Annotated in this window: 16 protein-coding genes; 7 read left to right on the plus strand and 9 right to left on the minus strand. The window is 50.4% G+C overall.

Annotated features, from left to right (window positions below; translation table 11 throughout):
* Nucleotides 1-31 precede the first annotated feature (31 nt).
* Nucleotides 32-301 carry a hypothetical protein gene (locus B0I18_RS12700; protein ID WP_106523098.1) on the minus strand — a complete coding sequence of 90 codons (270 nt, stop codon included), beginning with the start codon at nucleotides 299-301 and terminating at the stop codon, nucleotides 32-34.
* A 546-nt stretch (nucleotides 302-847) separates the two neighbouring features.
* Between B0I18_RS12700 and rpoB the strand changes: the two genes are divergently transcribed.
* The 5 genes from rpoB (at nucleotide 848) to B0I18_RS12725 (ending at nucleotide 12,073) form a co-directional block, all read left to right on the plus strand.
* Entirely contained in the window at nucleotides 848-4,666 is a 3,819-nt protein-coding gene (gene rpoB / locus B0I18_RS12705) for a DNA-directed RNA polymerase subunit beta (protein ID WP_106523099.1), read from the plus strand.
* Nucleotides 4,667-4,751: 85 nt separating this feature from the next.
* Nucleotides 4,752-9,074: a DNA-directed RNA polymerase subunit beta' gene (rpoC, locus tag B0I18_RS12710; RefSeq protein ID WP_106523100.1), complete on the plus strand. Its 4,323-nt coding sequence runs from the start codon at nucleotides 4,752-4,754 to the stop codon at nucleotides 9,072-9,074.
* A 156-nt stretch (nucleotides 9,075-9,230) separates the two neighbouring features.
* Complete coding sequence (locus B0I18_RS12715; protein WP_106523309.1) at nucleotides 9,231-10,358, plus strand: lactonase family protein; 1,128 nt, start codon at nucleotides 9,231-9,233, stop codon at nucleotides 10,356-10,358.
* Nucleotides 10,351-11,421 carry a serine hydrolase domain-containing protein gene (locus B0I18_RS12720; RefSeq protein WP_106523101.1) on the plus strand — a complete coding sequence of 357 codons (1,071 nt, stop codon included), beginning with the start codon at nucleotides 10,351-10,353 and terminating at the stop codon, nucleotides 11,419-11,421. The genes B0I18_RS12715 and B0I18_RS12720 overlap by 8 nt, the downstream gene beginning before the upstream one ends.
* The gene (locus B0I18_RS12725) at nucleotides 11,408-12,073 is read left to right on the plus strand and encodes a hypothetical protein (RefSeq protein WP_106523102.1); all 666 of its coding nucleotides are present in this window, start codon (nucleotides 11,408-11,410) and stop codon (nucleotides 12,071-12,073) included. Before B0I18_RS12720 ends, B0I18_RS12725 begins: the two co-directional genes overlap by 14 nt.
* Nucleotides 12,074-12,215: 142 nt before the next feature.
* Here B0I18_RS12725 and B0I18_RS12730 read toward each other — a convergent pair whose 3' ends face one another.
* The 3 genes from B0I18_RS12730 to B0I18_RS12740 form a co-directional block, all read right to left on the minus strand.
* On the minus strand, nucleotides 12,216-12,644 hold the full coding sequence (locus B0I18_RS12730; protein WP_146146736.1) for a hypothetical protein: 429 nt from the start codon (nucleotides 12,642-12,644) through the stop codon (nucleotides 12,216-12,218).
* 188 nt (nucleotides 12,645-12,832) lie between these two features.
* Nucleotides 12,833-14,143, minus strand: a complete 1,311-nt coding sequence (locus B0I18_RS12735) for a hypothetical protein (protein WP_106523104.1) — start codon at nucleotides 14,141-14,143, stop codon at nucleotides 12,833-12,835.
* 31 nt (nucleotides 14,144-14,174) lie between these two features.
* The gene (locus tag B0I18_RS12740) at nucleotides 14,175-14,807 is read right to left on the minus strand and encodes a carbonic anhydrase (RefSeq protein ID WP_106523105.1); all 633 of its coding nucleotides are present in this window, start codon (nucleotides 14,805-14,807) and stop codon (nucleotides 14,175-14,177) included.
* A gap of 414 nt (nucleotides 14,808-15,221) precedes the next feature.
* On the opposite strand from B0I18_RS12740, the gene rnr reads away from it, so the two are divergent.
* Nucleotides 15,222-17,369: a ribonuclease R gene (gene rnr / locus B0I18_RS12745; protein ID WP_106523310.1), complete on the plus strand. Its 2,148-nt coding sequence runs from the start codon at nucleotides 15,222-15,224 to the stop codon at nucleotides 17,367-17,369.
* 86 nt (nucleotides 17,370-17,455) lie between these two features.
* Nucleotides 17,456-17,950 (plus strand): hypothetical protein, encoded by a 495-nt coding sequence (locus B0I18_RS12750; protein ID WP_106523106.1) that lies wholly within the window; start codon nucleotides 17,456-17,458, stop codon nucleotides 17,948-17,950.
* A gap of 203 nt (nucleotides 17,951-18,153) precedes the next feature.
* Here B0I18_RS12750 and B0I18_RS12755 read toward each other — a convergent pair whose 3' ends face one another.
* The 5 genes from B0I18_RS12755 to B0I18_RS12775 form a co-directional block, all read right to left on the minus strand.
* The gene (locus tag B0I18_RS12755; RefSeq protein WP_106523107.1) at nucleotides 18,154-21,333 is read right to left on the minus strand and encodes an efflux RND transporter permease subunit; all 3,180 of its coding nucleotides are present in this window, start codon (nucleotides 21,331-21,333) and stop codon (nucleotides 18,154-18,156) included.
* A gap of 51 nt (nucleotides 21,334-21,384) precedes the next feature.
* On the minus strand, nucleotides 21,385-22,545 hold the full coding sequence (locus B0I18_RS12760; protein WP_106523108.1) for an efflux RND transporter periplasmic adaptor subunit: 1,161 nt from the start codon (nucleotides 22,543-22,545) through the stop codon (nucleotides 21,385-21,387).
* Between the two features lie 51 nt (nucleotides 22,546-22,596).
* Nucleotides 22,597-23,922, minus strand: a complete 1,326-nt coding sequence (locus B0I18_RS12765) for a TolC family protein (protein ID WP_106523109.1) — start codon at nucleotides 23,920-23,922, stop codon at nucleotides 22,597-22,599.
* Between the two features lie 358 nt (nucleotides 23,923-24,280).
* Nucleotides 24,281-24,682: an SRPBCC domain-containing protein gene (locus tag B0I18_RS12770; protein WP_219905972.1), complete on the minus strand. Its 402-nt coding sequence runs from the start codon at nucleotides 24,680-24,682 to the stop codon at nucleotides 24,281-24,283.
* 20 nt (nucleotides 24,683-24,702) lie between these two features.
* On the minus strand, nucleotides 24,703-25,866 hold the full coding sequence (locus B0I18_RS12775) for a glycoside hydrolase family 3 N-terminal domain-containing protein (RefSeq protein WP_106523110.1): 1,164 nt from the start codon (nucleotides 25,864-25,866) through the stop codon (nucleotides 24,703-24,705).
* Nucleotides 25,867-26,175: the final 309 nt, after the last annotated feature.

The following is a 26,175-nucleotide window of genomic DNA, read 5'->3' on the forward strand; positions in this document are numbered from 1 at the left end:
GCCATAGGGTAAAATAAAAGCGGAAAGTCCTTCAGGACTTTCCGCTTTTATGTGTTGCACTTTCTATATCGTTGAATGCCTCCCCCCAAAGGTTCTTCGTGTAAGGGCCGCTGCGGCCCTTACCTGGTTGTTGCATCTCGCTGCAAACGGTAATGGCGCCGCAGGGAAACTGTTCCGGTGCATAAGGGGTTACGAACGTAGCATTCTGGGCTGCGGTTTCGGTATTTTGCACCAGCAGGACTGCCAGGAGGAATACAAAGCCGGTATAAAGTAATCGTGCAGACTTCATAAAGGGTATCATGAAAGTATGGTCCCGGTTTTTTCGCCTATGGTTATCAACCTGCTGCATTGCAGCCTCCGGGTAAGCATATTGCGTAAAAGGGGAATGAAATAGGGATTAATGTATTTTTTTGTTACCAGTTGTTTCGAGTTGTGATATCTTTTTCGTCGTTTAAGCCGGACCGCTTTTATCCGGGGGCATCTGCTGGTTTACGAACCTGTAATGCCTGTAATAAAAGACACCTCGCAGTGAAGAACGGACCAGTGGCTGGTATAATTTTAGAAATTGCTTAAATTGTAAATTTTTTGTTATTTACTGGCTGACAAAGAAGAACCTATAAATTTTCTTGATTTTTCAATAAATGATCTCTAAAATCCATTTTTGGAACAAAATTTGCTGAATAAAATTTTCTTTTGTAACTTTGCTTCCCCTTAATTGGGAGAACATACGTGCAAAAAAACTTTTGGTCCAACTTTTTTAAAATTTATTGCTAAACCTATCTCAAAAAGAACCCTCTTTTTGGGGTGGGATTATTTTGTTCTTTGCAAATAATTAGTGTAAAATACTATGTCTAACGTCTCAAAACGCACACAAACCGGCCGCGTCAACTTTGCTAAAATCCATGATGTAGCAGATAGCCCCGATTTGCTTGCCATTCAGCTGCAGTCTTTTCAGGATTTCTTCCAACTCGAAACCACGCCCGATAAGCGTGATGTAGAAGGCCTGTTCCGCGTGTTCAAGGAGAACTTCCCGATCACGGATACGCGTAACATCTTTGTGCTGGAATTCCTCGACTATTTCATCGATCCGCCGCGCTACACCATCGAAGAGTGTATGGAGCGTGGGTTGACTTATTCGGTGCCGCTGAAAGCGAAGCTCCGTTTAAGTTGTAATGACGAAGAGCACGTTGATTTCGAAACCATCGTACAGGATGTGTTCCTGGGTAATATCCCATACATGACCCCGCGTGGTACTTTCGTGATCAATGGTGCAGAGCGTGTTGTAGTATCGCAGCTGCACCGTTCGCCGGGTGTGTTCTTTGGACAGAGCACGCACCCGAACGGAACCAAGATCTACTCTGCCCGTGTGATCCCGTTCAAGGGCGCCTGGATGGAGTTCGCTACCGATATCAACAACGTGATGTATGCGTACATCGACCGTAAGAAGAAATTCCCGGTTACTACGCTGCTGCGTTCTATCGGTTACGAAAACGATAAAGACATCCTGAACCTGTTCGGCATGGCTGACGAGGTACGTGCCGACCGCAAATCGCTCGAAGCGAATATCGGTCGCCGCCTGGCAGAACGCGTACTGCGCAGCTGGACAGAAGACTTCGTAGATGAAGACACCGGTGAGGTTGTTTCCATCGAGCGTAACGAGGTGATCCTCGAGCGCGACAGCATCCTGAGCGGAGACGATATCGATACCATTATCGAAATGGGCGCCGATTCGATCTATATCCAGAAAGAAGAGCTGAGCGGTGATTATTCCATCATCTACAATACCTTAAATAAAGATACCTCCAACTCCGAGCTGGAAGCGGTACAGCATATCTATCGCCAGCTGCGTGGTTCTGACGCACCGGATGATGAGACTGCCCGTGGTATTATCGAAAAACTGTTCTTCTCCGACAAACGTTATGACCTCGGTGAAGTAGGCCGTTACAAGATCAACCGTAAACTGGAACTCGACCAGGACAACGATAAAAAAGTATTATCCAAAGAAGATATCATTGCGATCATCAAATACCTGGTTCGCCTGTCGAACGGTAAAGCGGAGATCGACGATATCGATCACCTGAGCAACCGTCGTGTACGTACCGTAGGCGAGCAGTTGTACGCCCAGTTCGGTGTAGGTCTGAGCCGTATGGCCCGTACCATCCGCGAGCGTATGAACGTAAGGGATAACGAGGTATTTACGCCGATCGACCTGATCAACGCCCGTACCCTGAGCTCCGTAATCAACTCTTTCTTTGGTACTTCGCAGCTGTCCCAGTTCCTCGACCAGACCAACCCGCTGTCTGAGATCACGCACAAGCGTCGTATCTCTGCCCTCGGACCAGGCGGTCTGAGCCGTGAGCGTGCCGGCTTCGAGGTGCGTGACGTACACTACTCCCACTATGGCCGTCTGTGTACGATCGAAACACCGGAGGGACCAAACATCGGTCTGATCTCCACCCTTTGCGTACACGCAAAGATCAACGATATGGGCTTTATCGAAACTCCGTACCGTAAAGTAAAAGAAGGTAAAGTAGATCTGAAACATGAGTTCTACCTGAGTGCTGAAGAAGAAGATGATAAAAAGATTGCGCAGGCTAACGTTCCGCTGGACGAAAAAGGCGCATTCCTGGAAGATAAAATCAAATCACGCGAAACCGGCGACTTCCCGATCCTGGAGCCGGAAGAAGTGGAGTACATGGACGTTGCCCCGAACCAGATCGTTGGTTTGTCTGCATCCCTGATCCCCTTCCTCGAGCATGACGATGCCAACCGTGCCTTGATGGGTTCGAACATGCAACGTCAGGCCGTACCGCTGATCCGTCCGCAGGCGCCTATCGTAGGTACCGGCCTGGAAGCTAAAGCGGCGCGCGATGCCCGTATCCAGATCCATGCCGAAGGCCCTGGTGTGGTAGAATATGTAGATGCCAACGAGATCCACGTACGTTACAACCGTACCGAAAAGCAACGTCTTGTTTCTTTCGAGGATGATCTGAAAATATACAAACTGACCAAGTACAAGAAAACGAACCAGAGCACGAGCATCAACCTCAGCCCTGCCGTTCGCAAAGGTCAGAAAGTAGTGGAAGGCGACTTCCTGACCCAGGGTTATGCCACCCAGAACGGTGAGCTGGCACTGGGCCGTAACCTGAAAGTGGCGTTCATGCCATGGAAAGGGTACAACTTCGAGGATGCGATCGTAATCAACGAGAAAGTGGTGCGTGAAGATCTGTTCACCTCTGTGCATATCGACGAATACGAACTCGAGGTACGCGATACCAAACTGGGTGAAGAAGAGCTGACCGCAGATATCCCGAATATCTCCGAAGACGCTACCAAAGACCTGGACGAAAACGGTATCATCCGTATCGGCGCTCATGTTAAAGAAGGCGATATCCTGATCGGTAAGATCACTCCGAAAGGGGAGAGCGATCCGACTCCAGAAGAAAAACTGCTCCGCGCGATCTTCGGCGATAAAGCCGGCGATGCGAAAGATGCTTCCCTGAAAGCCTCTCCGTCTGTAGAAGGGGTGATCATCGGTAAACAACTGTTCCAGCGTGCGAAGAAAGATAAGAATGCCAAAGTAAAAGAGAAGACCGAACTGGAGAAGATCGATAAAATACACCACCAGAACGTAGAAGAGATCAAGAAACTGTTGCTGGAAAAATTACAGGTACTGCTTGCCGAGAAATCCTCTGCGGGTGTAACCAACTCTTATGGTGAGCCTGTGATCAGCAAAGGCGGTAAGTTCTCTGCCAAAGTACTGAACTCTGTAGACTACCAGAACGTTCACCCGCTGGGCTGGACCGGAGAGGCAGAAACAGATGACCAGGTAAACCAGATGTTGCACAACTACAACATCAAGTACAACGAGGAGCTGGGCCGTTACAAGCGTGAGAAATTCAACCTGTCTATCGGTGATGAGCTGCCAACCGGCGTACTGAAACTGGCTAAAGTATACCTGGCAGTTAAGCGTAAGCTGAAAGTAGGTGATAAAATGGCGGGTCGTCACGGTAACAAAGGTATCGTTGCCAAGATCGTTCGTGCCGAAGATATGCCGTTCCTGGAAGACGGAACACCGGTAGATATCGTACTGAATCCGCTGGGTGTACCTTCGAGGATGAACCTTGGCCAGATCTACGAAACCATCCTCGGATGGGCTGGTGAGAAACTGGGTCTGCGTTTCGCAACACCGATCTTCGACGGTGCTTCTTCCAACGAGATCAAGCATTATATCGAAGAAGCCGGACTGCCGAGCTTCGGTCACACTTACCTGTATGATGGTGAAACCGGCGAGCGCTTCCACCAGAAGGCTACCGTGGGTATCATCTACATGATCAAGCTGCACCACATGGTGGACGATAAGATGCACGCCCGTTCTATCGGACCATACTCGCTCATTACACAGCAGCCGCTGGGTGGTAAAGCCCAGTTCGGTGGCCAGCGTTTTGGTGAGATGGAGGTGTGGGCCCTCGAAGCCTACGGTGCATCCAACATTCTGCAGGAGCTGCTTACCATCAAATCTGATGATATCGTGGGCCGTGCAAAAGCATACGAGTCTATTGTTAAAGGTGATAACATTCCTAAAGCAGGCATACCGGAATCCTTCAATGTATTGGTGCACGAGCTGCGTGGTCTGGGTCTGGAACTGACTTTCGACAACAAGTAATCAACCAGTTTAAGGCAGGACGTTGCAAGACGTCCTGCCCCGTTGAAATAATTTTTTAAATTCTTTTTAAAATTTCCTTGCTGACATGGCAATTAAAAAAGACAACCGTCCAAAATCCGGTTTCGACAGAATTACGATAAGCCTGGCTTCGCCAGATGGTATTCTTGACCGCTCTTACGGTGAAGTGCTGAAGCCGGAAACCATCAACTATCGTACTTATAAACCAGAGCGTGATGGTCTTTTCTGTGAGAAGATATTCGGCCCTGTTAAGGATTATGAGTGCTATTGCGGTAAATACAAGCGTATCCGTTATAAAGGCATCGTGTGCGATCGTTGTGGTGTAGAAGTTACAGAGAAAAAGGTACGTCGTGAGCGTATGGGTCACCTTAAACTGGTTGTACCTGTAGTGCATATCTGGTATTTCAAAAGCCTGCCGAACAAGATCGGCTACCTGCTGGGATCCAGCTCCAAAAAATTAGAAAGTATTGTTTATTATGAGCGCTATGTAATCGTTCAGGCCGGTGAAGCCGAAGAGCTGATCCGTCAGAAACTGAGCATGAAAGATAGCGAAGATACTTACATGGCCCTGCTTTCCGAAGATGAGTTCCTGGACATCCAGGATGCCCTGCCTAAGGAAAACCAGTACCTGCCTGATGATGATCCGAATAAGTTCATCGCCAGGATGGGCGCCGAAGCGATCCAGGACCTGCTCAGCAGGCTCAACCTGGACCAGCTGTCCTACGACCTGCGTAATGCCGCTGCCAACGAAACATCGCAGCAGCGTAAGCAGGAGGCTCTGAAACGCCTGGGCGTGGTAGAAGCATTCCGCGATGCCAACACCCGCGTAGAGAACAAACCAGAATGGATGGTGATGCAGTATATCCCGGTTATTCCACCGGAACTGCGCCCGCTCGTTCCCCTGGATGGCGGCCGTTTTGCCTCTTCCGATCTGAACGATCTTTACCGTCGTGTAATTATCCGTAACAACCGTCTGAAGCGTCTGCTCGAGATCAAAGCGCCGGAAGTGATCCTGCGTAATGAAAAACGTATGCTGCAGGAAGCGGTAGACTCCCTGTTCGATAACTCCCGTAAATCTAACGCCGTTAAGGCTGAAGGCGGTCGTGCCCTGAAATCCCTTTCCGATGTACTGAAAGGTAAACAAGGCCGTTTCCGTCAGAACCTGTTGGGTAAACGTGTGGACTACTCCGGCCGTTCGGTAATCGTGGTAGGTCCTGAAATGCAGCTGCATGAGTGTGGTATCCCTAAAGATATGGCTGCCGAGCTGTTCAAACCGTTTATCATCCGCAAGCTCATCGAGCGTGGTATCGTAAAAACGGTAAAGAGCGCTAAGAAATTAGTAGAACGTAAAGAAGCCGTAGTTTGGGATATCCTGGAAAATGTACTGAAAGGACACCCGGTTATGCTTAACCGTGCCCCAACGCTCCACAGGTTATCTATCCAGGCCTTCCAGCCTAAAATGATCGAAGGTAAAGCCATTCAGCTCCACCCGCTCGTATGTTCGGCGTTCAACGCGGATTTCGATGGTGACCAGATGGCGGTACACGTGCCTTTGAGCAATGCCGCAATTATGGAAGCCCAGATGCTGATGCTGGCCTCTCACAATATCCTGAACCCACAGAACGGTACGCCGATCACCCTGCCTTCCCAGGACATGGTACTCGGTCTGTATTACCTGACAAAAGGTAAACGTACTATGGGCGACGAGATCATCAAAGGTGAAGGTAAAGTGTTCTATAGTGCAGAAGAGGTGATCATTGCCCACAACGAGGGCCGTGTAGACCTGCATGCCTGGATCAAAGTAAAAACCGTAGTTCGTAGTAAAGAAGGCGAGCTGGAAAATAAACTGCTCGAAACCACAGTAGGCCGCGTACTGTTCAACCAGACCGTACCGAAAGAAAATGGTTTCGTAAACGCCCTGCTGACCAAGAAATCACTGCGTGAGATCATCGGTTCTATCCTGAAAAATACCAATATCCCGCAAACTGTTAAGTTCCTGGATGATGCGAAAACACTTGGTTTCCGTACCGCATTCCGTGGTGGTCTGTCGTTTAACGTAAACGATCTTACCATCCCCGATGTGAAAGAGCAACTGGTGGATGAAGCGCAGGGCGAAGTGGATGAAGTTTGGGATAACTATAACATGGGTCTGATCACCAATAACGAACGTTATAACAAGATCATCGATATCTGGTCCGGTGTGGACATCAAAGTTACCGAGACCCTGATCCGCGAGATGGCAGCCGACAAACAAGGCTTCAACTCCGTATACATGATGCTGGATTCCGGTGCCCGTGGTAGTAAGCAGCAGGTTAAGCAGCTTGCCGGTCTGAGGGGCCTGATGGCAAAACCACGTCGTAGTGGTTCTACCGGTTCAGAGATCATCGAAAACCCGATCCTTGCAAACTTTAAAGACGGTCTGAGTGTATTGGAGTACTTTATCTCCACCCACGGTGCCCGTAAAGGTCTTGCGGATACGGCCCTTAAAACAGCGGATGCGGGTTACCTTACCCGTCGTCTCGTGGATGTGGCCCAGGACGTGGTTATCGTGGAAGAAGATTGCCTGACCCTGCGCGGCCTGGCTACTTCAGCCCTTAAAGACAACGAAGAGATCGTAGAACCGCTGTTCGACCGTATCCTCGGCCGTACTTCCCTGCACGACATCTACCATCCGCATACCGATGCGCTGATCGTAAATGCCGGTGTGGAAATCGACGAAGATATCGCCCATGCAATCGAAGAAGCAGGTATCGATACCGTAGAGATCCGTTCTGTACTGACCTGCGAAGCGAAACGCGGTTGCTGTGCCAAGTGTTATGGTAAAAACCTGGCAACGGGTTACATGGCACAGAAAGGTGATGCCGTGGGTATCATCGCTGCTCAGTCCATCGGTGAGCCGGGTACACAGCTTACACTCCGTACCTTCCACGTGGGTGGTACAGCGAACTCCTCAGCCATTGAATCTCAATTGCTGGCTAAGTTCGACGGTACCGTTCAGTTCGATGGTCTGCGTACCACCAAACATACCAACGACGAAGGCGAAGAAGTGAACGTGGTTATCGGTCGTACCGGTGAGATGCGTATCATGGATATTGAAAACGACCGCCTGATGATCACCAACAACATTCCTTACGGTTCTACCCTGAAAGTGAAGAATGGTCAGAAAGTGAAGAAAGGCGATCCGATCTGCGGATGGGATCCGTTCAACGCCGTTATCATCTCTGAACTGGAAGGTCACATCGGCTTCGATAGCATCATCGAAGGTATTACCTTCCGTGAAGAAGCCGACGAACAGACCGGTCACCGTGAGAAAGTGGTTATCGAGACAAAAGATAAAACGAAAATTCCTTCCCTCGTTGTAGAAGGTAAAGAAAATAAGACCTATAACCTCCCGGTAGGTTCGCATATCGTAGTTAACGAAGGCGAGAAGGTAAGGAGCGGCCAGGTACTGGTGAAAATACCACGTGTAATGGGACGTTCACGAGATATCACGGGTGGTCTGCCGCGTGTAACCGAGCTGTTTGAAGCCCGTAACCCGTCTAACCCGGCCGTAGTTGCCGAGATCGATGGTGTGGTAAGCTTCGGTAACATTAAACGTGGTAACAGGGAGATCATGGTAGAAGCGAAAGAAGGTATGATCAAGAAATACCTGGTTCCGCTGTCCCGCCAGATCACCGTACAGGATGGTGACTTTATCAAAGCCGGTAACTCGCTTTCCGATGGTGCTACCACGCCAAGCGATATCCTGGCCATTAAAGGACCACACGCCGTTCAGGAGTACCTGGTAAACGAGATCCAGGAAGTATACCGTTTACAGGGTGTAAAAATCAACGATAAACACGTTGAGGTTATCGTTCGCCAGATGATGCGTAAAGTAAGGATCATCGACCAGGGCGATACCAAATTCCTGGAAGACGATACCGTGGACAAGAACGACTTTATGATGGAGAACGACTGGATCTTCGATAAGAAGGTAGTTGTGGACGCCGGTGATTCAGAAAAACTGCACCCGGGCCAGATCGCTACCCTCAGGGAGATCAGGGAAGAAAACAGTACCCTGCGTCGTGCCGACAAGAAGATTGTTGAATTCCGTGATGCAACGCCTGCTACTTCAGCACCGCTGCTGCTCGGTATCACCAAAGCTTCCTTGGGTACACGCAGCTGGATCTCTGCAGCTTCCTTCCAGGAAACCACGAAGGTACTGTCTACCGCCGCGATCTCGGGTAAATCCGACGACCTGGTAGGTCTGAAAGAAAACGTAATCACAGGCGGCCTGATCCCAGCCGGTACAGGTATCCGCGATTACAACGATATGATCATTGGTTCCAAAGAAGAGTACGAACTGTTGCTGGCCAACAAAGACGTGCTTGAATTTGACGACGAAGAGTAATAAATTGTTGATTGTAAAAACAAGAGGCCGGGATCTGATCCCGGCCTTTCTGTTTTCCGGCCGGTGGATAAATAAATGCAGGCAGCATTGCTGTCGGATATCCCGGTTTTCGCTAGCTTTATTGCAGCGCGTTTTAAGCGTTACCTATCCCGTACTATGCCCGCCCGATTACTTACCCTACTGTCCCTGTTGTTGTGCGGCTGTTGCCGCTTGTATGCTCAAAAGACACTGGTGTTTGCCGGTACCTTTAACCACGATAAAAACAAAGAAGGGATACAGGTACTGCAGCTGGATACAGAGACCGGCCTGCTGAAGCCCTTATACACCTTAACGGGCATACTGAACCCTTCCTACCTGGCGCTGTCGGGCAATGGCCTTTTTTTATATGCCTGTATCGAAACCCGGACCCCGGGCGCGGGTAGTATAGCCGCTTTCGGCATCGATACCGCAAGCGGCGCGCTGCACCTCCTGAACCGCCGCAAAAGCAGTGGCGAGAATCCCGTATACACTACGCTTACCAAAGATGGCCGTTACCTTTTCGGCGTTAACTATACCGAGGGGGGTATCGATGTATTCCCCGTGGAGGGGGACGGCCGCATCGGGCCGCTGTTGCAGGCTGTAGCCTATACCGAAGGCAGTCATGCTACCGAACGGCAGGCCGGGGCACATACGCATAGCCTGCAACTGTCGCCGGACCAGGATCACATCTTTGTACCCGACCTGGGCAGCGATATCATCCGCTCCTACCGCTTCGATCCCGGGGCGGCGCAACCCATCGTGCTCCCTACGGCAGGGCAGGTGAAAGCCGCGCCGGGCAGTGGCCCCAGGCATTTTACCTTTCACCCCGGCGGTAAGTACGCCTATTGTATCGAAGAGATATCGGGCTGGGTAAGCGCCTACCGTTATACCCGTGGCCGGCTTAAACCGCTGCAGCATATCGCAGCTCATAAAGACAGCCTTGAAGACTATAACAGCGCCGATATCCATTGTTCGCCCGATGGCCGTTTTCTCTATGTGTCCAACCGCGGCGATGAGAACAATATCGCCGTGTTTGCCATCCGGTCCGACGGCCGCTTACGCCGTATAGGCCTGCAGCCCACGATGGGCGAGCATCCGCGCATTTTTGCCCTCGACGAAAAAGGACGTTTCCTCATCGTGGCTAACCAGGTAAGCGGCAATATCACGGTCTTCCGCCGGGACCGGCACTCGGGCAAATTGCGGCACATACCCCAGGAGGTACCACTCGGAAACGTTTCCTGTGTACAAATCAAAACTTATGAATAGAAGACTGACAGGTATTGTACTGTTGTTGCTGATAGCTGCAGTGGTACACGCGCAGCCTTCGTTGCGTATAGCAGACAGTATCCGGCGGCATTACCGGATACCTGAACTGGCTTACGCCGTAATAAAGGCCGATACCATACTGGACATGGCCGCTACCGGGGTAAAAAAGAAGGGAAGCAGTGCTAAAGCCAACCTGCAGGACCGGTTTCATATCGGGTCCAATACCAAGGCCATTACGGCTTTTATCGCTGCACGCCTGGTGGCACAACAGCAGATCAGTTGGCATACTACCTTCTTTTCCCTGTTTCCGGAACTGAAAAAAGAACGGATAGATACCTCAGTTGATTATGCATTGGATGATTTACTGAGCTTCCGCGCTGCCTTGCCGCCTTATACCTATACCGTTCGAAGCCCGCTGCGCGAGCAGATTACCGGCAATGAACCGCAACAGCGCTATGCCCTGGCACAATACCTGCTGCGGCAAAAGCCGGTGGCTCCCGATGAGGGTTTCTACCTCACCAATACCGGTTATATCCTTGCCGGACTGATGCTTGAAAAAGCCAGCGGCCGCAGTTACAAAACCCTGGTCAAAGAGCTGGGCGATACACTGGGTATAGCTTTCGGTTTCGGATATCCCAATGGTACCGATACCTTACAAACCTGGGGGCATGATGCTGTCGGGAACCCCCTGGCGCCTTTCGATCATTACAAACTGGACTGGCTTTTGTCGGCGGGTAATATCAACATTACCCTACCGGACTATGCCCGGTTTATCCAGGAGTTCCTGAAACCTGTGCCCAGCCTGTTATCCCGGGCCGTTACGGATCAATTGTTATACGGCCGGCCGGGTTTTGCCTATGGTTGGTTTACCGAAAAAGACAGCGCAGGCCGGTATCTTGTGGCCAGCAACGAAGGCAATGCCGGTGCTTTTATAACCAGGGTACAAGTGGTAAAGGAACAGAATATTGCTTTTATTATTTTTACCAATGCCGCTACCGCTGCAACGGCTAAAGGGATCGATGTATTATTGACGGCTTTAAAAAGAACCTATGAACAACCATAAAAAAGAAGACGAAATGCCTGCGCATAACCTGCGGTTATCGGAGCTGGGCCTGACAGAAATAAAAGCCCTTCGTGATGAAACAGGCAGGGGATGGGAGATAGAATTTTTAAGCCGGGGACTGCATCACCAGGGTATGAAACCCAAAGCGGTATTGAGCTGTGGCGGTAGGGTGCGCGATGAGGTGATCATAGGCGATTACCCGGCCTGGGTACGGGAACTTGCAGGGGAGCGTGTACCGGAGGCCGGCCATTTCACATTGCGCTTTAATACTGCTGCTCCCGAAGCCGCAGCGCTGGAGCTTATCGAAGAACGCTTGCTTTTCCTTGCCTATGCCGATATCTATCGCGATGGCGGTTCGCTGGAGGCATGTTGGGAAACCAATTACGGCAATACCTGGGAATTGTATTTAAAGGTATTACCTACGCTCGACGATGTGTTGAAATATGAACACCTGTTTCTTCGCTACCCGGAGCGGGAGTCGCGCAGGGTAGTCGTACTGAAAGGATCAGCGGAAGAAAAACACGTAATGACCTGGGTAGATGCCTGGCTGGATAGCACGGTCCCGGAACTCCATGTGCCGGTACGGGAGCTGATGCGTAAATTATCGCGGCTCGAGTCCTTATATCATAAAATGTATTGGCGGATGTATTAGTAAGTGTTTGCTATTGCCGGAAGCACGGTGTATTGGCCTTCGCCTTTGATACCCGTGGCTTATAGTTGTTTATTGCATACAAAACGGCCGTCTTCCCTGCAGAAGACGGCCGTTCTATTGTTGAATCAGCTAGTATGTTATACTAAGGCTGGCTTACCAGGTAAGCCAGGAAATGGAATTGGTACTGATAAGGGGCAGGCTGACAGCCGGGGCTGAAAACCGGGTCGATATACATGGCGTAAAAAGCGCAATCGCTCCTCCTTACACAGAAATGCACCCTGCAGCAACATTGATTGGCTGCCTGTTGCATCCGGGCAACGAAGGCCGTTGTCAATTCGTCGAAGCAGAGCGGCATGGGGGGAGGGTTATAAGTGCCGCCGCCCGGTACCACTCGATAAAGACCATCAGCACTCGATTCGATCAGGGCGCCATTCTGTGCAACCATCTGGTCATAGGCGGCTGGGGTAGCTTCTACTGTAACCGATACCAATTCCTGGGCCGCCACCCTGGAAGTAAAGAAGGAACAGGCGAACAGGGTCATCAGGATACCCATTAGTTTTAATCCTTTCATAAATAGAGGTTTGGTTTAGTGAATAATATATCCAAAGATAGTTTATTTATTTATCTATCTTAAAAATTACTATTTATAAAAACGATTAATTTATTACCTGCTGATGTTATTAAATAGTCTATATAATAAACGCCCGGCATACATAATATGCCGGGCGTTGGGTATAAAATATACTGGAGTTGGAATCTTTAATTGAAGAAAACCTGGTACTGTAAGGTAAAGGCGCCCAGGCGTTTTGTCTGATCGCCGGCTGCATTATAAATCGGCCGGTTCTGGTACGAGAGCGTAAGCTTGGAAGTATGCCCGGACAAAAGCCAGTTAATGCCTGCATCTACAAACAGCATCTTATCGTTGAGCCGGTCGTAATCGGCATATTGCAGGGCTATATAAGGCATAAGTGTAGTGCTGCCGATCAGGCTGTCGCGCAATTTATAACCGGCCTGTGCATATACCGTAGTGCCGGTACCGAAGGCCGGGTAACCATTGCCGCTGCCGTTTAAAACGTCGGGATTAGTATTGCCGTTGGCGGGGTTCATGGTGGCCTGGTTGCGGATATAATTTTTGCCAAAGCCATAATGCGCTACGCTGGCATACAGGTTCAATGCCTGGCCCCCGGGGCCCGCCGGCGCATCGTAATATACATCGCCGCTAAAGTGCGCCATATCCTCCATCAGCGTATCGCGGGCGCTGCTGGTACGCCACAAGGCATCCTTCTGGTAAATAAAACCGGCGCCGATATTCAGTACGCGTTTAGCGCCCAGGTAAGTGCCCTGGGTATAAGGGGTAAGGTTCGATTCCTGGTCGAGGAACTGCCATTGGAAATAACCGTTCCATTGCATAGACGGCGCTTTGGGCGAGAAATTGGAAGCCAGGCTGATAGCGCCATTATACCCCGCCGATTTTTGTATGGCATGCGGCTGTGCCATCACCAGGCGGTAGTCAAACCGGCCGATCTTGCCTTTGGCAAATACAGATAACTTACGCAGGAACTGGTCGGTTACATCATTGGTCGATTGCAGGTGCAGCGGGGCATCCACCCCCATAATGGTGCCGGCCGAGGGCGATGAGAACCGCGAAAGCCCGCTCCAGCCGCTTAACCCGGCGCCTAAGGATAGTTTCTGTTTGACGATGGCATATTCACCATAGGCATCATGTACAAAAAAGCCCTGTTTGCGGTCCGATATATTGTTGAAGTTATTTTGTCCCAGTTGCACATAAAAAAAAGCACGGTCGGTAAGCTGTCCGTATACCTGCATCCGCAGCCGGCGGATACCGATATCGGTACTGTTGTCCTTAGGCGTACCGTTGATGGTAGTGCCCGGGTTTAGCTCCTGCTGGCGCAGCCAGAACTGGCCCAGTACCGTAAACTTCACGTAACTGGAACCGCTTTCGTTCAGGTACAGCTTGCGGTCTTTGATAAAGTTCTGGGCCTGCACGCCCTGGGCAAGCAGTAATAAAGGTATGGCCCGGAATAGTCCAGGCCATTTCAATAAAGCCATTAAAAAGTATTATTGTCCCTGTAACGGGCGATTAATGATTAAAGAGATTATAGATCTCCATGATGTTTTTCAGGATATTGTCAAAGTCGATGTTGAGATCGATGAGCCTGCCGGTGCGGATATCGAACACCCAGCCATGCACGCGCAGACCGCGTTCCTTATTGGCTTCCTGTACGGCAGCCGTCTTGATCAGGTTCACGCATTGCTCCTGCACATTCAGCTCTACCAGGCGGTCGTAGCGCAGGGCCTCATTGGTGATCCCGTTCAGTTCCTCTTTATGCAGGCGATACACATCGCGGATGTTACGCAGCCAGGGATTCAGGATGCCCATATCGGCGGGTTGCATCGCGGCTTTTACGCCGCCGCAGTTATAGTGGCCGCATACCACCACGTGGTTGACTTTAAGATGGCGAACGGCATAGTTCAGCACCGACATCACGCTTAGGTCGACGTTGTTGACCAGGTTGGCAATGTTACGGTGTACAAAAGCTTCGCCCGGTTGCAGGCCCATAATATCCTCGGCGGTAACCCGGCTGTCGGAGCAGCCGATATAAAGCAGTTCAGGGTTCTGACCGCTCGCCAGGTCATCGAAGTAGCCGGCGTTGCCTTTCAGCTTTTCAGCGATCCATTGCTCGTTGTTTTTGAAAACATCTGCTATATTCATGACGGATAAATTAGGAATTGAGTTAATGTTAGGTGTCCCGTCAAAGATAAAGAGGAATAGGCATATTCCGTTCTTCCCTCCTGAATTAAAACCGCCGGCCACCGGTTGCAATGCTTGTGCTGCAACCCCGGGCGTGTAACCTATCCCGAAAGGGCAGGGAGATCCCGGTACTGCCTGTTGCATTACCGGACTATCCCGGCAGGTTGCGGGAGTTTTTGCATATGATAAAGGCTGAAAGTAAGGCTATACGGGCCTTCGTGCAAGTATGGCGAAAAATTTAATTAAGAGTTTTGTTCTTATATTGTTTTAGCAATACCTACCTTTATCTCCGCGGAATGCCCGCATTAAAAGCACAACAGGCGATCAGAACTATTTTCCGGGATGGCTGTTGTACCTAAATTACCAGAATCTATTATGGCGCATAAGAAAAAGAATAAACAGCATAAGCAACCCAAATCGAATAAGAATCAAAAAGCAAGGTCGCCACTGAATGGCAAAATGGCCACGGGCCGCCTGGATATATCCAGAGCCGGCCTGGGTTTCGTGATCGTGGAAGGCTGGGACCAGGATGTGCTGATCCGGCCCGAGGATATGATGAATGCCTTTAACGGGGATGAAGTGAAGATCAGGGTAGATCATGTTTCGGCCAAAGGCCGCCCCGAAGGTGTAATTACCGAGATTGTAAAACGCAGCCAGGTCGAGTTTAGCGGCCGCCTGGAGCTAAGCGATAAGTTTGCCTTCCTGATACCCGATAACGAGCGCATGCGCTCCGACATCTTTGTACCGCTGCATGCGCTGCATGGCGGTAAGAACGGCGACCGCGTGATCGTGAAAATCGTAGAATGGAATGCCGGCGCCAAGAACCCGAGCGGGGAAGTAGTAGAGCTGCTGACCAACGAACGCGAGAACGAGATCGCGATGAAGAGCATCCTGATCGAAGCGGGCTTCCAGCTTCGCTTTTCGGACGAAGCCCTGGAAGAGGCTGCCCGTATCCCCGACATCCTCGACAGTAAAGAAATAGCCCGCAGGAAAGATTGCCGCGATGTACTCACCTTTACCATCGACCCGGTCGATGCCAAAGACTTTGACGATGCCCTCTCGATCCGCAAACTGAAGAACGGCAATTACGAAGTAGGCGTACATATTGCCGATGTAAGTTATTACGTAGAGCCCGATACGGCGCTCGACAGCGAGGCTTACGACAGGGCTACTTCGGTATACCTGCCCGACCGTGTGCTGCCGATGCTGCCCGAGCATATCTCCAATGTGCTGTGCTCGCTCAGGCCCAATGAAGACAAGTTTACCTTCTCCGCTATCTTCCAGCTCGATGAGAAAGCCCGGGTTAAACAGTACTGGATCGGCCGTACGGTAACGCATTCCAACCGCAGGTTTACCTACGAAGAGGCGCAGGAAATCATTGAAACCGGTAAAGGCGACTATGCCGAAGAGATCCTGCTGCTGAATAAAATGGCCCGGAGTATGCGCGGCGAGCGCTTTGGCAAAGGCGCCATCAACTTCTCCTCGCAGGAAGTACGCTTTAAGCTCGACGAGAAAGGGATACCGATCGGTATAGAGATCAAGGAGAGTAAAGAGGCGCACCAGCTGATCGAAGAGTTTATGCTGCTGGCCAATAAGACCGTGGCACAATATGTGGGCAAGCGTTCGGTAAACGACCAGCCGATCCCCTTCCCGTACCGGGTGCACGATGTACCCAACGAAGACAAACTGGCCATATTCGCTGCCTTTGCTTCGCGCTTCGGTTATAAGTTCAACCTGAACAACCCCGATAAGATCGCCGAATCGTTTAACGAAATGCTCGAACAGGTGCAGGGCAAACCGGAACAGCATGTGCTGGAACAGTTAGGTATCCGCACCATGGCCAAGGCGATCTATACTACCGATAATATCGGGCACTATGGCCTGGGCTTCGAAGACTATTGCCATTTTACCTCGCCCATACGCCGTTATCCCGACGTGATGGTGCACCGGATCGTACAGCAATGTATCGATAACCAGGTAAAGCCGGACAAGAAGATGGAGAGCAAATGCCGGCACTGCAGCGAGCGGGAACGTAAGGCCATGGAGGCTGAGCGCAGCGCCAATAAGTACAAGCAGGTAGAATATATGCGCCGCTTTATCGGCGATACCTTCGACGCGGTAATCAGTGGCGTATCGACCTTTGGTTTCTGGGCCGAAACTGTTGAACATAAATGCGAGGGGCTGGTATCGCTGGCCGACCTGGCGGTGCTCGACGAGTTTACCTTCCTCGAATCCGACTATGCCCTGGTGGGTATGCATACCGGCAAACGGTTCCGCATCGGTGATAAAGTGAAGATCAGGGTAGAGGCGGCAAGCCTTGAAAAACGCCAGATCGATTTCGGCTACGTACCGGATGGCGCTAAAGCTGCGGCAGAACCCGAAGCTGCGGGAAAACCTGCCCGTGCGGCAAGAGGCGCTAAAGCGGCAGCCGGTGAAAAGGCGCCGGCTAAGGCGGTAAAGAAGACTGCGGCTAAAAAGAAGGCCAGCACGGCATCACCGGCTAAAAAAAGGAAAAAGGACTAAGGCAAATACGGTATTTTTCAGAAAAGATAGGATTTAAGAAAAAAATTTTTACATTTACAATCATTCAGAAAAATACAATTTAAAAAATGAGAAAACTATTACTTGCCGGTCTGGGCTTTACTTTATTGTTTGCTTCCTGTTCAAAATCAGAAGAAGACAAACAACCTATTGATGTGTCCAAAACGAAGATGTTGATGAGTGGCAAATGGCAGCTGAAAGCATATGTTTTTGTGAATGATATCAGTGATCCGACTTCTATGCCGCTGGACTATTATACACCGTTGCCCGGTTGCGAAAAGGATAACTTTTTCATTTTTAATACCACCAACCAGGTATCGCTTTACGAAGGCAATACCAAGTGTGCCGCTACCGCCCCGGATAGCACGGTATACAACTACAATTTTACGAATGATGAAAAGTACCTGAAAATATACTCCAACCCGGATGATGTGGACAATAGCCTCATACTTTGGGGGGATGTAAAATATCCTACTGTGGATTCGTTCGTGATTTATTACACTACGTTCAACTCCACTACCGAGATCACATCGGGACATACCAAGACTTATACCAAGCAGTAATTTTAGTTTTCTATACGATATAAAAGCGGGAACCGGCTATGCCGGTTCCCGCTTTGTTTGTAGGATTTTCAGGGGGCTAGTGCTGCTGGTCATAGTGGCTTGGGCCTGGCGGTTGGCTACGACAGGGCAGCCATTAATAACAGGGCACAAAAAAGGGAATTGCACTGGTCAATTCCCTTTTTTGCTATACTCCCCACACCTGCCTAGCGGCCCAGGTCGTCGTCGCTATCGTAAAACAGCAGTGACGCCTTGTCCTTGGCAATTTTCTTTCCATAAAATAATTTCGTGATCACCACAAAGAGTACCGGTACAATAAAGATCGCAAGCAGGGTAGCAGCGAGCATACCGCCCAGTACCGTCCAGCCGATCGTTTGACGGGATACCGCACCGGCGCCTGATGAGAACACCAGCGGCAGGATACCGAGGATAAAGGCCAGCGAGGTCATAATGATCGGGCGCAGACGCAGCTTAACCGCATCGAGCGTGGCCGGCACTACCGCCAATCCGTGATCCACACGTTCCTTCGCAAACTCGACGATCAGGATCGCATTCTTCGCGGCCAGACCAATCAGCGTGATCAGACCGATCTGTGCATAAACGTTGTTGGTGAGTTTAGGCAGGAAGAACAGGGTCAGGATCGCACCAAAGGCGCCGATAGGCACGGCCAGCAGTACGGAGAATGGTATCGACCAGCTTTCGTACAAGGCAGCCAGGAACAGGAACACGAAGATGATCGACAGCGAGAAGATAATGATCGTGCTGTTGCCTGATGCCAGCTCCTCGCGGGTCATACCGGCAAATTCGTAACCATAACCTTCCGGCAGTGATTTGGCTGCCAGGTCCTTCAGGGCCTCGATCGCTTGTCCGCTACTATAGCCGGGCGCCGCATTACCATTGATCTCCGCGTTACGGAAGATGTTGAAGTGCGAAATTACCGGTGCATTTTCGATGACTTTATACGTAGTGAGCGCGCTCAGCGGCACCATAGTACCCATACTGTTGCGTACATAATATTTACTCAGGTCCTTGATGTCGCCGCGGAAGGCTTCGTCGGCCTGGGCTACCACCCTGAAGTTACGGCCGTAGGTCGTAAAGTCGTTCACATAAGTACTACCCAGGAAGGTTTGCAGGGTCTGGTATACATCGGCAATATTCACACCCAGCTTCTTCGCCATTTCGCGGTCTACATTCACTTGGTAAGCCGGTGTTTTAGCGGTAAAGAACGAGAATACACCTTTCAGTTCCGGACGTTTGTTGGCCTCCATTACGAAGTTGTTGACCACGTTCTCGAATTGCTTGATATCGTCGGTGCTGGATCGCTGCTGCAGCTCAAAAGTGAAACCGCCCGTTTGTCCCAAACCAGGGATAGCCGGTGGCGAGATCACGAGGATACGCGCCTCTTTGATGGCCGCAAACTTTTTATTCAGCGTTTCGATAATGCTTTGCAGTTGCAGCGATTTATCTTTACGTTCCTCCCATGGGGTAAGCTGTGTAAATACAGTACCGGCATTGGGTTTGGACGAGAAGTTGATCACGTTCAGACCACCGAGACCAGCAAAGTGATTCACCCCTTTGGTCTCTTTCAGGATATGCATAATGGTATCCAGTACCGCAAGACTGCGTGTCGTGCTGGATGCCTCGGGCAGTTCGTAGGTTACAAACAGGCGGCCCTCATCTTCCGTCGGGATAAAGCCGGTAGGTTTGGCTTTGAACAGGAAGACGGTGCCTACGAAAATACACAGCAGGATAATGAGTGCATAACGCGAAGCCTTAATGGTTTTGCGTACACCCACGGTATATTTCAGGCTCACTTTACGGAACCATTCGTTGAATTTGTAGAAGAACAGGTTGAGGCCTTTAGAGTCTTTCCGTACCGTGGTCGGTTTCAGCAGCAGGGAACAGAGCGCCGGGGTAAGCGACAGGGCCACAAAGGCCGAGATCACTACCGATACAGCGATCGTGATGGCGAACTGCTGGTACAGGCGGCCCACCAGGCCGGGTATAAAGCCTACCGGTACAAATACCGCTGCCAGGATCAGGGCGATCGCGATTACCGGCGCCGAGATGTCCTTCATCGCCTTTCGTGTCGCTTCCTTGGCCGGTATGCCCTCATGATCGATATAGTGCTGCACGGCTTCCACCACCACGATGGCATCATCCACCACGATACCGATGGCCAGTACGAAACCGAACATGGTCAGGGTATTGATGGTAAAGCCCAGGGGCAGGAAGAAGATAAAGGTACCCAGGATAGATACAGGGATCGCCAGCACCGGGATCAGCGTGGCGCGCCAGTTCTGGAGGAACAGGAATACCACGAGGGTAACGAGGATCAGGGCTTCTACCAGGGTATGAACCACTTCCGAGATCGATACTTCTACTACAGAAACTGATTCAAATGGTACCACATAATCGATATCCTTGGGGAAAGATTTTTTCAGCTCTTCCATTTGTTTGGTAATCCCTTCGGCGGTCTCGATGGCGTTACTGCCCGGGGCCTGGTACACCAGCAGGTAAGATGCTCTTTTACCATCTACAAACGAGTTGCTGGAATAAGAGAATTTACCGAGTTGCACACGGGCAATGTCTTTCAGGTACAGGATATTGCCTTTCGAAGGATCGTTGCGTACAATGATCTCTTCAAACTGTTTCTGGGTGCTGATACGGCTGTTGGTAAATACCGTGTACTCGAAAGTCTGGGCAGTATTTTGCGGTGGAGCGCCAACCGAACCGGCAGCCATCTGGAGGTTTTGCTCCTGCAGGGCAGAGGTTACTTCGGTAGCGGTAAGGCCAAGCTGGGCCATCTTTACGGGGTCGAGCCAGATACGCATACTGAAGTCGTCGGCACGGGTAAAGATATCGCCCACACCTTTAACACGCAGCAGTGCGTCCTTGATGAACACATTGGTATAGTTGTCCACGAAAGTCACGTCGTGCGTGCCTTTGGGGCTATACATCGCTACCAGCATCAGGATACTGGGGTTACGCTTACGGGTGGTAAGGCCCAGCCTTTTTACCTGTTCGGGCAGCATGGGTTCGGCAATACTTACCCTGTTCTGCACGTCGAGCGTAGCCACGTTAATATCGGTACCCAGCTCAAAGTTTACGGTAATGGCCGTACGTCCGTCGGCCGTACTGTTGCTCGACATATAGGTCATGCCGGGCGTACCGTTGATCTGGGTTTCGATAGGTGTGGTCATGGTTTGCTCCACGGTCTGCGCATCAGCGCCGGTAAACGCACCGGATACCTGTACCGTAGGCGGCGTAATTTCAGGATACTGGCCAATGGGCAGGTTCATAATGGCTATAATACCTACCAGTACGATTACCACCGAAATTACAATGGCGGTAACGGGTCTTTTTATAAAAGTATCTGCAATCATTGTCGATTTTGATTTAGTTTAATTAGCCTTCAGCTTCATCTGTATTTACGCTTATTGCTTACCGGCAGCCGGGGCGCCTGCAGCGGGCTGGCCAGCAGCACCGGGTTGGGTAGGCGCGATCTTGGCGCCTTCTTTTACTTTCTGCAAGCCATCTACTACGATCTTATCGCCTGCTGCGAGGCCATCTTTAATCACTACATTGTCGCGGATCACGGTACCCATCTTCACTTTGGTTTGGGTTACGGTGCTGCTGTCGGTTACTTTATACACAAAGTATTCGCCCATCTGCTCGGTCACTGCTTTGTAAGGAATAATGAGGCTATGATCGGCAGCGGTATGGTATACTTTTACTACGGTGCTCATGCCGGGACGCAGGTTCTTTTCCGCATTCTGGAACGCCAGGCGTACCCTGATGGTCCCGGTCTGGGCATCAACGGCGCGGTCGATAGAGGCTACCTTACCCGAGAACGGATATTCGGAGCCATCGGCCAGTGCAATGGTAAAGGTCGAATCCTTACTTACGGTACCTTGTTTCTCGAGCTCGGTAAACTTGCCCAGCTCTTTCTGATCCAGGAAGAAGTCTACTGCGATCGGATCATCGGTAGAGATGGTATTGAGCAGGGTAGTGCCCGGCGATACCGATGCGCCCATCTTTACCAGGGAGATACCGATGGTGCCGCTGAAAGGTGCGTAGATATTGGAATAGCGCAGGTTGGTCTCCACGCCTTTTACACCGGCTTCTGCTGCCCGCACCTGCATCTTGGCGCTTTCCAGGTCGGCCATTGCGTGGTCGAGCACCTGTTTGGCGATCGCATCCTTTTTATCCAGGGCGATATAACGGTCGGCATCTTTCTGTGCCTTTACCAGGTTGGCCCTGGACACGGCCAGGTTGGCCTGGGCCTGGCTTACACCGGCCTGGTAGGTTTGCTGGTCTATGCTATAGAGCAACTGTCCTTTGTTTACATGCTGGCCATCCTGGAAATGGATACCGGTAATATAACCGGATACCTGGGGGCGCAGTTCTACTTCATTCAGCGCAGTTACGGTACCGGGATAGTTTTCATGGTATGATGCAGCTCCTTCATTCACCGTTGCTACTTCTACTGCTGCCGGGGGCATGGCGGGAGGTTGTGCATTCTTGTTGCCGCCGCAGGATGCAAAGGCCACTGCCGTCGCAAGCAAATAAACAGGTATAAGGGATCTATTTTTCATATGGTTGTTTTGTAAAGCTTTTAAAGTTTTTCTGATCGTGGTGTCGGTTTATCAGTTGGGATTGATGCTGCCTAATGCGCGTTCTACATCCAGTTTGCTGCCCAGCAACTGGTACAGGGCATTGGTATAGTTCAGTTCGGCGGTACGCAGATCGGTCTGCGCCGTAATCACTTCCAGGTAGGTTTTGATACCGGCTTTATATTGCAGTTCGATGGTTTCATATACATCGGCCGCAATGGTTACGTTTTCCTTAAGACTGTAATAATCGTTCAGGTAACCCCTGTAGGTCGCCAGCGCCTGGCTGTATTCGGCCGACACGCTGTTGCCGAGGTTCTCAAGGTCAAAGTCTACACGCTTCAATTGCAGTTTGGCCTGTTTCATATTCGCCACCCTTCTGAAACCCTGGAACAGCGGTACCGATACCCTTACCCCTGCAAAGGAGTTGGGGTAGTTGTCGCGGTACAGGTTGGAAAATTCATTGTTCAGGTAGTTCAGGTTGTAGTTGCCGAAAGCCTGTACCGTAGGCAGGAACTTCCATTTATAATAATTATAGTTGGCGTGCTGCAGGCTTTGCTGGGTTTTGAGCAATTGGTATTCGATCCTGTTCTGTACCCGCATAGCGCCTGTTGTGTCCATTACGGCGATCACCGCGAGCCTGCTGGAGTCGTAGGACAGGTTGAGCTGTACGCTGTCATTTACGCCCATCTGCATTTTCAGGTAAGAAAATTTTGCCTTCAGTACATCGTTGGCGGTTTTGCGCTGCGCCTTGGTATTGTTGAGCGCTATGGTGGCGCGCTTGTAATCGACCTTGTCTACGATACCGCCTTCATATTGGTTATAGGCATCGGTAAGGCTGCGGTCGAGGCGGGTAATATTTTCATCCAGCACTTTAAGCTGCTCTTTGGTAAGCAATACATCGTAAAAGGCTTTCCCTACATTAACGGCCAGGTCGATCTTGGTGCTGGTAATGTTCTGATCGGCCTGTTTTCTTACGGTCTTTGCCGTACTGCTGGCCAGCAGGGCATCGCTGTTAAAGATATTCTGCGTGGCAGAGAACTGGCCTGCCGAGGTATTGCGCACGCCCAGCTGGATCAGGTTGCCGCCTATATTGGAAGTCTGGAGCTGGAAGCTGTGCTGGATATTATAATCAAAGTTGATCTGGGGAAACCAGTCCGCTAACCGGCTGTGTATGCCCTGTTCTGTAATCTGTTTGTCCAGCAGGCTTTGCTGCAGCGTCGGGTTGTGCTGGTAGGCAAATTGCAGGCATTGATCCAGGGTCAGGTTAAGGGTGCTGTCTCGCTGCTGTGCATAGCCGTTGTCGAAGGCCATACAACTGAGGAAGGTAGCGATAATCGGGTATAGTTTTATTTGAGGCATGGTTTAAAATGTTTAAGTGCAATCAGGAACGAGCAGTTAACCAATTATCCGGAAAAGACCGCAAAGGTAATTATTTCAAAATTAATTAAACGTTTGTTTAATTTTATTAACGAATACTTATTTTACCAAATCGTGACGCTCCATGCCGGGGGGTATACGCTTGCATATCCACGCTGTAAAGGATCTCAGCCTCTTACCAGGCATATTTGCCGGGAAGCGGTAGTATGGGTATAGAATTAATTTATGCCGCAATTGAAAAGCAAAATATCCTGATGGCCAGGCCTGTAAGCACAAAAAAGAGCGGGACCGCCAGGGTCACCACTCTTTATCATAACAGGATCAAAGACCTTTATGGTTGTTACTCTTCCTCGAAAAAATCTTTCAGTGCCTCGAAGTATACTTCATTCCAGCCTTCTACAATATCGTCATAAGCCTCGTCGGGTATCGCCGTATGCCTGAGTTCTACCGAAGTGCCTTCTTTATGTGCATGCAGTTTGATGGTAACTATGGATGGCGTTTCAGGCTCGTCTTCGCCGAAATACCATTCCTGTACTATTTTTTTGTTTTCTTCAAATTCCAGGTTGCGGCCTACGATGCTGTCTTCGAACAGGGAAAACTCGCTGCCCGGTTCTGTGCTCATTACCGCTTCTTCACCCGACCACAACTGTATCGTAAAGGGGTTGGTCAGCGCAATGTACAGCTCTTCGGGCGTTGCGGGCAGTATAAAGTATTTCTTATAGTCTTTCAAGGGCAATGTCATGTATCCGGGCAAAGATAAGCTTATTGTTTGTAGGCGGCCAATGCGAGTTTCAGTCTTATAATACGTTTTACAGATGCTTCGAGCTGGCGGCTTACCGCATCGTTTTTGGCAAGGGCATCCACGATCCGTTTATTGAGCGCCCTGGCATCAGCAGGCATCAGCACCAGGTCCACACCTGCCTGTACGGCTTTCCAGTCGGCATCGGGCACTTTGGCTGCGGCTTCCATGTTTAGGGCATCGGTGGTAATAATGCCTTCATATCCCAGTTCGCGGCGCAGCAGGTCGGTAACGATTACCGGCGACAGGGTAGCCGGCAGGCCGTGGGTGCTGTAACGGTCATTGTTCTTTACGATAATATGACCCACCATTACCGCTATAGGCGGGGTTTCAGACTGGATCAGGGTTTTAAAGGTATTGAGTTCGGTAAGCGGTCCGTCGATGTACACGGATTGTTTGTGCGAGTCGCCCGTAACGGCGCCATGCCCCGGGAAATGTTTTAAGGTAGCGGCAATGCCTGCATCCTGGGAGGTTTTTACAAACTGGCCCGACAGAAGCGTTATCGCAGCGGGGTCGCTGCCAAATGACCGTTTGTTGATCACCGATTTGTTGGCGGCAATATCTACTACCGGGGCAAAGTTGAGTTGTACGCCCACGCGTTTTACGATCTCGTTGATCTTGCCTGTGTTCGTGATTACGCTTTCCGTATCGGTTTGCTGGGCTGCGGTTTGTATGCCGCTTATATCGCTCCACTTGCTGTTGATCAGGGAGGGCTCGCAATCGCAGGCATACAGCGTTTTCAGCTTACTGCTAGCCTTAGCCTGGTCCAGTTGTTTTACCTCGTTCTTAAAGGCGGTTGTCGTGCCTTTTAAAAAGACAAGGTTGGCCGAAATGTCGCCGGTAACCAGGTCGCGGGCCTTGTCGAAAGGATAACCCAGCTTGGGCGATGTGCTCGAAGCGGTCATGATCATCTGGGCGGCACGTTCTTTGGGCGACAGGGACCGGTATACGGCATCTACCTGCGCTTCGGCAGCTGCATCGGGTTGGAAGAAAAGTTGGGTAAAAGAAGGTGGCGTCTCCGGAGCTGTTGTTTTTTTAGGTGCCCCGGTTCCGGGGCGGTCAAAGGCCTCGCTGTGGCAGGCAGTCAGGAGCAGGGAAAATAAAAAGATATAGCGGATGCTGTGCATATTCAGATAGGATACGGATGGGCTTGTAATGCGGTAAAATTAAAGCAAAGCGGCCTATTCACCTGCATTTATTTTTAAATGGAAAACCAGGGGCCCGGCATGCCCGGGGCATATTGTGTTGTATATGTTGTATACCATCGATATTTTTATTGTTTCATCTTAATATTATATTATTTGTTGTTTTTAGCATTAATTGTCCCCTGTTTACAGAGCCGGATTGTAGATTTGGACCGGTTATTTTATGTTATTTTTAAACGGGTTAGCTATTCTCTTATGATGTCTTCTAAAAAGTGCTCTTCTGCAAAATAC

The sequence above is a fragment of the Taibaiella chishuiensis genome (assembly GCF_003014535.1).
Taxonomy (GTDB): Bacteria; Bacteroidota; Bacteroidia; order Chitinophagales; family Chitinophagaceae; genus Taibaiella; species Taibaiella chishuiensis.